This is a genomic window from Aquimarina sp. KJ22-3 (assembly GCF_055808215.1).
On the sequence record NZ_CM147859.1, the window covers coordinates 543,465 to 556,439 of the forward strand.

9 protein-coding genes and 1 pseudogene are annotated in these 12,975 nt (G+C 37.1%); 8 read left to right on the forward strand and 2 right to left on the reverse strand.

Going from position 1 to position 12,975, the window contains the following annotated elements; genetic code table 11:
* The first annotated feature begins 37 nt into the window (after positions 1–37).
* The 3 genes from AC0L3Q_RS02395 to AC0L3Q_RS02405 all read left to right on the forward strand — a co-directional run bounded on the left by AC0L3Q_RS02395 (position 38) and on the right by AC0L3Q_RS02405 (position 3,232).
* Complete coding sequence (locus AC0L3Q_RS02395; RefSeq protein WP_473284786.1) at positions 38–1,411, forward strand: SH3 domain-containing protein; 1,374 nt, start codon at positions 38–40, stop codon at positions 1,409–1,411.
* A 149-nt stretch (positions 1,412–1,560) separates the two neighbouring features.
* Entirely contained in the window at positions 1,561–2,325 is a 765-nt protein-coding gene (locus AC0L3Q_RS02400; protein ID WP_473284788.1) for a 5'-nucleotidase C-terminal domain-containing protein, read from the forward strand.
* Entirely contained in the window at positions 2,315–3,232 is a 918-nt protein-coding gene (locus AC0L3Q_RS02405; protein WP_473284790.1) for a bifunctional metallophosphatase/5'-nucleotidase, read from the forward strand. The genes AC0L3Q_RS02400 and AC0L3Q_RS02405 overlap by 11 nt, the downstream gene beginning before the upstream one ends.
* A 12-nt stretch (positions 3,233–3,244) precedes the next feature.
* Here the strand turns inward: AC0L3Q_RS02405 and AC0L3Q_RS02410 are convergent, their stop codons facing one another.
* Positions 3,245–4,981, reverse strand: coding sequence for an ATP-binding protein (locus AC0L3Q_RS02410; RefSeq protein WP_473284792.1), 1,737 nt, complete (start codon positions 4,979–4,981; stop codon positions 3,245–3,247).
* Positions 4,873–5,466: a hypothetical protein gene (locus tag AC0L3Q_RS02415; protein WP_473284794.1), complete on the reverse strand. Its 594-nt coding sequence runs from the start codon at positions 5,464–5,466 to the stop codon at positions 4,873–4,875. Before AC0L3Q_RS02415 ends, AC0L3Q_RS02410 begins: the two co-directional genes overlap by 109 nt.
* Positions 5,467–5,767: 301 nt before the next feature.
* On the opposite strand from AC0L3Q_RS02415, the pseudogene pbpC reads away from it, so the two are divergent.
* From pbpC to AC0L3Q_RS02440, 5 genes and pseudogenes are all read left to right on the forward strand, one after another.
* A pseudogene (gene pbpC / locus AC0L3Q_RS02420) lies at positions 5,768–8,118 on the forward strand (penicillin-binding protein 1C).
* Positions 8,119–8,226: 108 nt separating this feature from the next.
* Positions 8,227–8,880 (forward strand): TetR/AcrR family transcriptional regulator, encoded by a 654-nt coding sequence (locus AC0L3Q_RS02425; RefSeq protein WP_473284796.1) that lies wholly within the window; start codon positions 8,227–8,229, stop codon positions 8,878–8,880.
* A gap of 9 nt (positions 8,881–8,889) precedes the next feature.
* Entirely contained in the window at positions 8,890–10,578 is a 1,689-nt protein-coding gene (locus AC0L3Q_RS02430) for an AMP-binding protein (protein WP_473284797.1), read from the forward strand.
* Entirely contained in the window at positions 10,571–11,365 is a 795-nt protein-coding gene (locus AC0L3Q_RS02435) for an SDR family NAD(P)-dependent oxidoreductase (protein ID WP_473284799.1), read from the forward strand. The genes AC0L3Q_RS02430 and AC0L3Q_RS02435 overlap by 8 nt, the downstream gene beginning before the upstream one ends.
* Positions 11,365–12,966: an acyl-CoA carboxylase subunit beta gene (locus AC0L3Q_RS02440; RefSeq protein WP_473284801.1), complete on the forward strand. Its 1,602-nt coding sequence runs from the start codon at positions 11,365–11,367 to the stop codon at positions 12,964–12,966. The genes AC0L3Q_RS02435 and AC0L3Q_RS02440 overlap by 1 nt, the downstream gene beginning before the upstream one ends.
* Positions 12,967–12,975 lie beyond the last annotated feature (9 nt).

The window sequence follows — 12,975 nt, forward strand, 5'->3', positions numbered from 1 at the left end:
ATAAAATGTAACTGATGAATTTTAAGTTTATATTTTTTTGTTACTTATAACTACTACTTCGTCAGCTCAAGAATTTGTTGGTCCATCTATTCATTTTGAGGATTCGTACTTATCTTGGAAAAATTTCCCTGCAATCTCAGAGGATGGTTCACATTATTTAATTGTTTATAATCAATATTCATGTTGTGTGGATCTTGGAAACATTTTACAAAAGCGCAGCACCGGTACCGGAGAAATTATTAAAGAAATTGTTTTGTCACCTGATGAAACTGAGAACGTACAATTCTCTACAAAAAAGAAAATGATGATTTTTAAAGAAGTAGAGAACATGTTGAATGAAACAAAGTATCACTCTTTAACAAAAATAGAGAAACCCGAACTAATTGAGGATGAAGAGACCAACGCATTAGTTGTAATGGCTAAACTACAAGGCCAATCTTTTATAAGCGAGAGTTTTAATTTACCACAATCGAAACTTCACGGATTTTGCTGCACTGGAGATTATGATAGCCAAGAAAATTGTACTATTGATCAAGGTTTGCATAATGTTTGGTTAAGTAAAAAGCACAGCGTATTATTAGCGGAATCTGGTTTATGGCATCTCGCTGATGGTTGTGATGATGGTCCATACTACAGGATAGTACCTCTTTTAAAGAAAGAAGGGCAGAATAGTAATACTTTTAATGAAAGATTAAATGATCGGCTTACCATATTCGGAAATCGCATTTGGGTTCGATCAGAACCTATCTCAGGAGAGGTAGTGTTCACTCTTAATGAAGGAGATGTTTGTCGCGTTATAAAAAGGGGAGTACAACAAACTATAGGTTTAACTACCGATTATTGGTATCAAATTGTTTTTGAAAATAAAAAAGGTTGGGTTTTTGGGTCTCAAACATCGATTAGACAAGAAAGCACTATTGCAAGATTTGAAACCTACTTAACAGAAGTGTTAGATACATACTTTTTTGGGAAGAGCTTTGACGTAAGCATGCATAATTCAGTGGTAAAACCATTAAAACATAAGGATATTGGCTATTTCCGTTTATACAACTCTGGCACAACATGTAACATAGAATCCTATGAAAATTCAAGTAGTTATCGTAAGAAGAAATACCCTGAAATACCGGAGGTTACTTACTTCGAAAATAAAATGCCAGTAAACGGATTTTGTGAAGAAAGTAAAAGTTCTGATGGAGTTTACTTCACTGTAGTAAATGAGTTTCCTTCTTATGTTTTTTTTGATGGAGAATACGCTAGCAAGAAAATTGAGATATCTAACAAATATAATAGAGGAATGAAAATGAAAGCCGTTGTATTATATAACAAGAGGATCATTAAAACACTTTATTTTATTGCAGCGGATAATCATTGGTGGCTAGTAGTTATTGATGACTGTGATTGCAGTGCATAGTAAAAATTCTAGGGTTAGAATTTTATTTTTTATCACAATTACTGTTGGTTGATTTAACCCTTAAAGCGAATATGATTTTTTAACCAAAACATAAACTCAGTTGTGCTATTTTTTTAGTACCATTGTAAAAAAGGTAATTTATCAATAGTATGAAGTATTTTATCCACTTTTTTGTAGTCATTTTTTTGATGTTATGCTCTTCCTGCAAACAACAACCATTTACAGTAGAAAAGATAACCTCGAGTCCGCAAAAGATCGATGCGTCGATTGCTGATGATAAAGAAGTAGATGATTTTATCGCACCATTTCGCAAGCATTTAAATGAAACACTAGATGCTCCAATTAGTTTTGCAACAAAGAACCTTACCAAAGGAGATGGTGAATTAGAAAGTACCTTAGGAAATCTGGTAGCGGATATATCTTTAGAACAAACGGCTTCAATTTTTACCAAAAGACACAATAAGAATATCGATTTGGTATTGCTAAATCATGGTGGATTAAGAGCTCCAATCCTGAAAGGAAACGTTACAGCAAGGACTGCTTTCGAAGTAATGCCTTTTGAAAATGAACTGGTAGTTGCCGAATTGACTTCTGAAAAGACAAAAGAATTAATTTCCTATTTGACTGCAAGACTTCGTGCACATCCGATAAGCAATCTGGAGTTGAGCATTAATAAGGAAACCAAACAAGCAGAAAAAGTACTAATCGATGGTCAACCTTTGGAAGAAGGAAGAACCTACTTGGTGTTGACTACAGATTATTTACAACAAGGTGGCGATCGTATGGATTTCTTTAAGGATCCAGTACATCTTTATAAAACAGATTATAAGCTTAGGAATGCTTTGATTGATTATTTCAAAAAGACAGATACACTTCATGTTTCACTAGATAAAAGAATGAGTTATGCAAAGTAGAAGAGTGTTTATTCAGCAAATGGCTTCGGCTACAGCCTTTGCAAGCCTGGGAGGATTAAGTTTAACTTCGTGTACCCAACCAGTCTCAAAGAAAATTACGGTATTACACACCAATGATGTACATAGTCAAATAGATCCTCTTCCTGAGAACCACTACCGATATCCAGGATTAGGAGGTTTTGCACGACGAGCTTCGATCATCGAAGCAATCAGAAAAGAGAACCCAAACACAATTTTATTGGACGCTGGCGATATATTTCAAGGAACACCATACTTCAATTATTATGGGGGTGAAATTGAATTTAAACTCATGTCGAAGCTGAATTATGACCTGGCTACGATTGGAAATCACGATTTTGATAACGGAATTGATGGATTATTTGGACAGTTGCCTAATGCTACTTTTGATTTTGTGTCGGCTAATTATGATTTCAAAAATACCGTTTTGGACACTCATGTAAAGCCTTATAAAGTATTGGTAAGAGATGGCATCCGGATTGGAGTTTTTGGGCTTGGAGTTCAACTAGAAGGGTTGGTAAACAAAAACCTATACAAAGAAACAAAGTATTTGGATCCTGTAGAGATTGCCCAGGATATGACACAGGCACTAAAACAAGAAGAAAAGTGTGATATAATTATCTGTTTATCGCATATTGGGTATGATTACAAAAAATCACCAGACCGGATATCAGACCTTAATTTGGCCAAAAAAACCAAGGATATTGATTTAATTATTGGAGGGCATACCCATACCTTATTACCCAAACCTACTGTAGTAGACAATGCCGCTGAAGAAAAGGTTTTAATCAATCAATGTGGTAATAGTGGTGTTTATATGGGGCAAATTGATTTTTATTTGGATAACAAAGGGAATAAAACATCAAAAGGAAGATCCATTGCAGTGTAATTTATAGCAATCTTAAGAGTCAGGTTGATGTTTTCTTTTTACAAGATGCTTGAATATAGCATTGCGTAAATCCATTTTAAGTAGGGGTTTGTTGAGTAAATCATTCATGCCTGCTTTTCTGCATTCTTCTTCTACTTCGCTTAATTCTGATGCAGTAAGGGCGATAATAGGTATAATAGTATCAAACTCGCGAATTTTCAAAGTGGCTTGCATACCGTCCAGTACAGGCATATTAATATCCATTAAGACCAGGTCGAAATTTTCTTTTTTCAAAATTTCGAGCACTTCTTCTCCGTTTTCTACAATAGTTGATTGGCAACCAATTTGAGTAAGCAATTTTTTGGTTACCATCTGATTGATTTTGTTGTCTTCGGCAATCAAGATGTGAGCAGAAATTGTATGACTAACTTCCATATCTGTAGGCAGTCCAGAAGTACCGTTTAGTTGATCTGCAATTTGTAAATCGAGATCAAAATAAAAGCGAGTTCCTTGTTTTTTGTTACTTTCAAATTGAATCCTGCTGTTCATCAATCCTAACAATCGTTTTACGATAGCCAATCCTAACCCTGTTCCTTGTTTGTTGCTATAAATACTTCCGATTTGAGAGAATTCTTCAAAAATATATTCTTTCTGATCTTCTGGAATTCCTATTCCAGTATCTTCCACTTCAAATCGTAGAGTAACCCTATCGGCAGAGGTTGTAATTGGTTTGACCCGAAGCCAAATCTTTCCATCAACAGTAAATTTTATGGCATTGTTGATCAAATTGATTAGGATCTCGGAGATTCTTAAGGGATCAATCAACAACGAATTAGGAATGGAGTGATTATATTCAAAAATTAACTCATTTCCTTTTTCTCCAGATTGAAATTCGAAGGACTGCAATATGTTTTTTGTCAGTGAAGCCAGATTGGTAGGGGTTTGCGTAAGATCTGTCTTTTCTGAATCGATTTTGCTAATTTTTAAGACCTTGTTGACCAGGTTTAACAAATGGTCTGCAGAAAACTTTAAGGAATTGAGTAGTTTTTTGTCGTTGTCAGACTGTTTGTTGTTTTCTATCAAAAGAGACGAAATACCAATCACCCCATATAGCGGAGTTCTAAGTTCATGACTTACCGTAGAAATAAACTGGGATTTGATATTGCTCAATTTCTCGGCCTGAAGCTTGGCTTGATTCAGTTCGGCATTTTTAGCTTCAAGAATTTCACTTGCTTTCTTCTTTGATATATATCCCCGGTAATAAAAGAAAACTACAAAAATGAGTAAAACAAGTGCTGCCAAAGAAATAGTAATAATAGTTTTATTACTTCTATCGATGTTTTGTAATAGTTCTTTTTCTCTTTCTGAAGCGCTTAATTTTCGTTCATATTCATCTACTTTGAACCGGATTTTTGCAATTTCTTCATTTTTATTACGGGCGTTTTTAAAAACTTCAAACTCATTCCTCTGCATACTATTTAGATCTTGTATGGCTTTGGGATAATCACCCATAGCCTGATACATCTCTGATCGATATTGATAAAAATAGCTTTTACCTTTCAGCCAGTATTTGTCTTCGGTCTCCAACAGGTTGAAGGTTTTATCATAGTTTTCTTCTGCACTTTCGAAATCTTTCTGATGTGCATAGTTTCTTGCGCGTATTAGGTACAGGGTGCTTTTGCCGAGTTGAATACTATCTGGGATGATAAGATCCAAACTATCAGCTTCCTTAAGATAAGGAGCGGCTTCTTCGTACCTATCCAAATCCATAAAAGTCCAAATAAGGTTATGTAAGGGGATTTGATAGTTATTAGCTGGATTGATTTTTTTACTGAGCTTAACCCCTTTTTGTAGTAAATTAATGCGTTTTCATAATCTTCGTTATCATCGTAGTAAATGTTTCCTAAGCTATGCAGTATATAAGGTAATAGTATTTTTGAAGTGGTTTTCTCACTATGATCTAATGCTTTTAAGAGATTAATTTTGGCATTGTCATAATCAATAATTTCATATTGAATGGTACCCATCATAAAATAAGAATGGGACAAGTAATGATTGTGATTGAGCTCGTTAGCATAGGTGACCGCCTTGAAGGCAAGTTCTAAGGCTTCATACATATTATTCTCCAATCTTAGTTCTTGAGATTGCTGGATAAGCACATCAAGACTATCTATTTTCTCATAACCTTTATCGTTTTGAGAAAGCAGAACCGCGGGCATAAGCCAGAGGAGAATGACGATGGTAACTTTTTTCAACACACAACAATTTTAATAAAAATACACGGATTGCGTAGGGGTATACCCATTATATCAATGACCGACCAATTGTATTTTTACGTTTGAGTCCCTTAATTTTCTCAACCGAACTGAAGAAAAAAAGCATTTTCTTGTTTTAAGAGGTTCTTAAATTTAATGAAAATCTGGGATTTATTCGAATAATGATAGTGGTACTTTAATGAATTCTAATAGTTTTGAAGAATAAATACCTGCATTTACGCTAATTTTAATTTCTAAACTTGAGAGCTTAGAAAGCGATTACTATAAACAAAGCATATTTGTGTTTCAGAGAATAAAGACATACATCAAAAAGCATCCTAAACGTATTATAACGATAGCCGTTTTGTTGATATGGTATTATTTTTCTCTTCCTACTACACTATTTAAAGATCCAACAGCAACAGTGGTAGAATCTGTAGATGGTGAGTTAATTGGAGCCAAAATAGCTAAGGACGGACAATGGCGTTTTCCGGAAACAGACAGTGTACCCACGAAGTTTGCAAAGTGTATTATTGCGTTTGAAGATCAGCAGTTTTACAACCATCCCGGATTCAATCCTATTGCTATTGTAGATGCTATGATTGATAATAGTAAAGCAGGTAAAATTGTAAGAGGAGGAAGTACCTTAACACAACAGGTGATTCGACTATCCAGGAAGGGAAAAAAAGAACATACTTTGAAAAACTAAAGGAACTCATTTTAGCTACACGATTGGAATTCCGTAAATCAAAGTCGGATATCCTCAAACTATACGCTTCTCATGCTCCTTTTGGAGGAAACGTTGTTGGGGTCGATATGGCAGCATGGCGTTACTTTGGATTGCCTGCGCATCAGCTTTCCTGGGCAGAAAGTGCAACCTTGGCTGTTTTACCCAATGCACCTTCATTGATTTATCCTGGGAAAAACCAAGAGCGGTTACTGAAGAAAAGGAATCGATTATTAAAAACATTACTAGAACAGCAGACTATTGATTCATTGACCTATACGCTTTCCATTCAAGAAACTTTACCGCAAAGGCCATACAGATTGCCGCAAATTGCTCCGCATTTGGTGGATAACATCGCAAAAGAACATAAAGGAGAAAGAGTGCAAACTACACTCCGATTGGCACTTCAAAAACAAGTCAATGACATTGTCAAAAAGCATTATGATCAGCTTCGTCAAAATGAGGTGTACAACATGGCGGTTTTGGTCTTGGATGTAGAGACCAGAAATGTATTGAGTTATGTTGGGAACACTCCCACAGACAAGACGCATCAAAAAGATGTAGATATTATTCAAGCAGCTCGAAGCACAGGGAGTACTTTAAAACCATTATTGTATGCAGCGATGATGGATAAAGGAGAATTGTTGCCAGAACAATTGGTATCCGATATCCCAACAGTAATAGCAGGGTATAATCCCAAAAACTTTGATGAAACCTATAGTGGAGCCGTACCGGCAAATAGAGCATTGGCAAGATCTCTTAATGTGCCCGCCGTACGATTATTGCAGCAATATGGATTACAGCGTTTTCGAGATGAATTGAATGCGTTTCATATTAAAGATATTCAATATAGTGCAGATCATTATGGATTGTCTCTGATAGTTGGAGGTGCAGAAGCTAACCTTTGGGACCTGTGTAAAACCTATGCGGGTATGGCAGGAACGCTGAACCATTTTTTGGAGTCTTCGAGTGAATATTTTACCAATGAATTTGCAGAACCCATCCTTGAAAAGAATAAGAAGGTTGATTTTGGAAAGCCCATCAAAGAAAAATTGATTTTTGGGGCAGGAAGTATTTGGCTCACTTTTGAAGCCATGAAACAAGTAAACCGCCCCGAAGGAGATGATGCCTGGGAGTTCTATGATTCCTCCAAGGAAATTGCTTGGAAAACAGGAACCAGTTATGGTAATCGTGACGCCTGGGCAATAGGTGCTACTTCAAAATATGTGGTTGGAGTATGGATCGGAAATGCCGATGGAGAAGGTCGCCCACAAGTTACGGGATTAACTGCAGCAGCACCTGTGCTCTTTGATGTGTTTAATATTGTTCCGGATACAAAATGGTTTGCAACTCCATACGACGATTTGGTTACGACAACAGTATGTGCTCAAAGCGGTCATATAGCTGGTGAGTATTGTCCTAAAAAAACTATTAATATTTCGCTTTCTGGAACCAAAACAGAACCTTGTACTTATCATCGATTAATTCATTTGGACAAAGAGCGTAGGTATCAGGTAAATTCCTCTTGCGAATCTGTAGATAATATGATTCATGAGTCCTGGTTTGTATTACCTTCATTACAGGCTTATTACTTTAAGAATAACAATGCAGATTATCATGAATTGCCTTCGTTTCGCCCTGGTTGTAGTAGTGCAGATGAAGATCGAATGGATTTTATTTTTCCCAAAGCCAATAGTAGTGTCTACTTGCCTAAAGGTTTTGATGGTAAAACCAACGAAGTTGTTCTTAAAATTGCACATACCAATCCAGAGGTACAAGTATTCTGGTACGTCGATGAGCAGTTTGTTGGGGCAACCCGGCAATTTCATGAAATGCCAATCCTACCCGAACCAGGGAAACATCTGATTACCATTCTGGATGAAAATGGAAATGAATTAAAACGCGTTATGGAAGTGAAGGAATAGTATTCTTTTGCTGTTTTGGTGCTTTCATTTTCTTAAATTAGTCATAAACGACTAAAAATATTGTTAATTATATAAAATTTATTTCTATATTTGAGTAAAAAGGAATACGTGGAAACGAAACAAAGGATACTCAGTCAGGCGCTTAAGGCTTTTAATAAATCAGGATACGGTGCGGTAAATCTATTCGAACTTGCAAAATCTTTGGAGATGAGCAGAGGTAATATGACTTATCACTTTAAAGATAAAGAAGCTCTATTGAAAGCACTGATGGACCAATTGTGGGAAAAACTAACCAGCGGACGAGTGGCAAAGGGGATTCCCTCATTTCAGAACTTGCATCATGATGCGCAATTGTATTACAAGCTGCAAAAAGAATACTCTTTTATATTTCATGATAATCAGGTGTTGAAACACAAACTAATCGCACCGAAAATGAAATCCCTTTGTGATAAAACGATAAAGGATATCGAAACAGCAATTGCATTTTCTATTCAATTAGGAAATATGCAAACAGAACCAGTACCAGGGGTGTATAAAAACCTAGCATTAACATCCTGGATGATGATGTTTTTTTGGTCATCACAGCAAATGATTCGAGGAGATAAAACAAAGGAAGATGGAGAGAAGGTAATTTGGAGTTTGTTACTGCCTCATCTTACTGAAAAGGGATTGGCTTCATTCAAAAAATTCTTTGGAGATGCTTATTTGGATAGCTTGGGTGAAGGATTTGATCAAACTATGGAATCGTATATCAACTTTTAAACTTCAGATATGGCTAGCATCGGTATTCCAGATCATGATTCACTCCCAGAGTACTTTTATCATTGGGTGCAGGAAAAACCTCATGCTACCTTCTTAAAACAACCAAAAGGAACACATTGGAAAATAATAACTTTTGGTGAAGCCTACGAGCAGGCTTCAAAAATGGCAAATGCTTTGGTTTCTATGGGTTTAAAAAAAGGAGATCATGTGGCCATTTATTCCAAAAACTGTTACCATTGGATTCTGGCAGATTTGGCCATCATGATGGGCGGAATGGTTTCGGTACCCTTATATCACAACCTTTCTGCAAACCAACTTTCGACGGTACTACAGTTGGCGGATGCAAAAGCAGTTTTTATAGGTAAGCTCGATCAATGGTTGGCTCATCCAGAACACGTACCCAATGATGTTCAAATTATACGTTTTCCGCATTATCAAGGCAATGCAGAAGTAACCCAAGGTGTTTTGTGGGATGATTTGGTGAATAGTAATGAACTATTACCAGAAGTTCATGTTCCGGATCCAGAAGAGCTATGGACCATTTTGTTTACCTCTGGTACCACAGGTACGCCAAAAGGAGTAATGCATATTCATAGTACCCCAGTCCAGATTATTAAGGACGACAGTAAGAATGATTGGGTAGGGATCGCCAAACATCCAACACCTAATTTATTATCGTATTTACCGCTAAATCATGTTGCCGAAAAAATAGGGGTATATGCCGTAGCACTCATGCTTGGCGGGACTGTTTCTTTTGGAGAGAGCATCGATACTTTTGCTAAAAATTTACAAGATACTCAGCCTACTATCTTTTTTGCAGTGCCCAGAATTTGGACCAAATTTTATCTGGCAGTTGCCAACAAAATATCTTTAAGAAAACAGGAGCTGCTGTTTAGCATTCCGATCATTTCTGGGATTCTGAAAAGGAAAATACGATACGGTTTAGGATTATCGAAAGCCAAAATAGTAGCTACAGGATCTGCGATTACACCTACCTATCTCAAAGAATGGTATGCCGATCTGGGGATTCATCTTATCGAAGCCTATGGGATGACCGAAGTTTGTGGTTCGATTACCAATACCCCCATGTTAGATGCACCTAAAGATTCCGTAGGAAAACCCATTCCCGGTTGTGAGATCAAAATCGCAAAGGATACACAAGAGGTGTTAATGAAATCTCCCTATATGATGAAAGGGTACTACAAAGATCCAGAAATGACCGCAAAAGTGCTCAAGAATGGATGGCTCCATAGCGGTGATAAAGGTAGTTTTGATGAAAATGGTTTCCTGAAAATTATAGGTAGGGTTTCTGATGCGTTCAAAACAAGCAAAGGAAAATACATTACACCCAATCCTCTCGAAGAAGAAATAGAGAAAAATGTATTGGTAGAACAGGTATGCATTGCTGGTTTAGGCATTCCTCAACCTATTGCGATTGTGAATCTTTCTGAAGTTGCACATGATACTCCAAAAGAAGAAGTTGAGGTAGCACTGGATCAAACGCTTTCCAAATTGAATGATACTTTGGCAAATTATACAAGAGTATCCACCATTGTTATCGATCAGAATACCTGGAATATGGAAAATGCATTCCTTACTCCAACATTAAAAATCAGAAGAGGAGAGATCGATAGGCGATATAGCAAATACTTTTTGGAGTGGCATGATCGTAATGAAAATATAGTATGGTATGAGTAAAATGGTGCTGATATCAGGAGGTTCTAGCGGTATTGGGTATTCCTTGTCCAGATATTTTGCAAAAGCGGGATACACCCTTCTTTGGGTTTCTCTTTTGAAAGAGGAAATTGAAGCGTCGAAGAAAAAACTATTGCAAGAAATCGAAGGATGTACGATACATACCCTTGTAGAAGATTTATCAGTAGCAAATGCAGCACATAACGTACATCAATGGGTTACTAAAAACGAATGGGATATTGATGTTCTGGTGAATAATGCAGGATTTGGTACCTATGGATATTTGAACAATACACCTCCAGGAAAAGAACTAAAGATGGTTCATCTCCATGTGGTATGTGTGTATGAAATGACCAAGTTGTTTTTGAAAGATATGACTAACAAAAACAAGGGGACTATTATCAACATTAGTTCGAATAGCTCTTTTCAGCCCACTCCCAAATTAAGCACTTATGGAGCCACAAAAGCATTTGTTACTCATTTCAGCCGTAGTGTAAATGAAGAATTGAAAATGCAGCAATCGAAGGTAAAAGTAATTTGCGTATGTCCGGCGGCCATCGAGAATACCAATTTCAAGAAATCGGGAAATATGGAAAAGGTAAGAACATTTCAGGGTATCGCAGCAACAACTGTCGAAGAGGTGGCCAGTGATATCTGGAAAGGGTTTAACAGCGGAAAAGATTTTATCATAAGCGGTAGAAAGATGAGAATGTTATACCAAATATCAGGATTACTTCCCTATAGATTTCAACAGTTTTTAGTCAGAAAAGAAATTAAAGAAATAGCATAATGAGGCCCTTATCATCTACAATTAATACGACAAGTGAAGCTTTCCAAAAGAATAAGAAGGCCATGCTCGATTTGGTTGACAAATTAGAACGGCATCTTGAAGAAAGTCGATTTCAAGGGAAAGAAAAATCCATTGATAAAGCTAGAAGTAGAGGCAAGTTACTCGCACGAGAACGTATCGAATTGCTTTTGGATAAAGATAGTCCCTTTCTCGAATTATTACCACTAGCGGGCATGCAAAATAAGAATGGTTTTGGGGCTGGTGGAACCAACGTTTCAGGAATCGGGTTGGTACAAGGTAAATTGTGTATGATCAATGCCAATGTAGGAACGCGTAAAGGAGGATCTGTAGACTATGCAACTGTTTTTAAGGGTTTCCGCATCGCAAAAATTACCAGAGAATGTAGATTGCCTTCGATTAATCTGGTAGAAAGTGGAGGAGCCAATCTGCCAGATCAGGCCAAAATATTCAATTATGGAGGTGAAGCCTTCAGAGAGATTACCAGACGATCTGAAATGGGCATTCCAACCATATCCGTAGTATTTGGTAACGCTACGGCAGGGGGAGCGTATGTGCCAGGGATGTCCGACTATGCCATTTTCCAAAAGCAAGCAGCAAAAGTATTCTTGGCGGGACCTCCACTAGTAAAAATGGCAACCAATGAGATTGCAACTGACGAAGAACTAGGTGGTGCCGAAATGCACAGCAGAGTATCTGGAGTTTCAGATTATCTGGCCGAAGATGAAAAAGATGCTATCCGAATCGCCAGAGAGATTATGGAATTTATACCAGCATCCAATCCTCATATGATCCCAGAATTGCCCGTCAAAGCACCGCTTTTTGATGCCGATGAGATTTTGGGTATAGTGCCTGAAGATAGTAAAACACCATTTGATGTAAGAGAATTGATCATGCGAATTACAGATGGATCCGAATTTGCAGAGTTCAAATCTGAGTACGGAAATACAATGGTCTGTGGGTGGACAAAAATTCATGGATACCCCGTGGGGATTTTAGGCAATAACGGTGTTATTTTTTCAGAGTCGGCCAACAAAGCGGCACAATTTATACAACTATCCAACCAAAAAAACATACCCTTATTGTTCTTGCAGAATACCACTGGATATATGGTGGGTAAAGCTTATGAAGAAGGAGGAATCATTAAAAATGGGGCTAAGCTGATTAATGCAGTTTCTAATAGCAAAGTACCATCTATAACCTTAATGATCGGGTCTTCATTTGGAGCAGGTAATTATGGGATGAACGGAAGATCCTATGAGCCTAATTTTCTCTTTTCTTATCCCAATGCAAAAATAGGAGTCATGGGTTCGCAACAATTAGCTGGGGTAATGCGGATCATTCAAAAAGCATCGGCAAAAGCCAAAGGAATACCCTATGACGAAGAGCAAGCTAAAATGATCGAAAATATGTTAATCGCAGAAGCCGAAGCCAAATCTTCTGCATGGCATTCTACTTCAGAATTATGGGATGATGGGATTATTAATCCTAAAGAAACCCGCAACTATTTAGGGTTTTCACTAGCGGTTTTATACAACCAAGAAATAAAGGGGTCAAATAGTTATGGTGTCTGGAGACATTAAGAAAAAAGG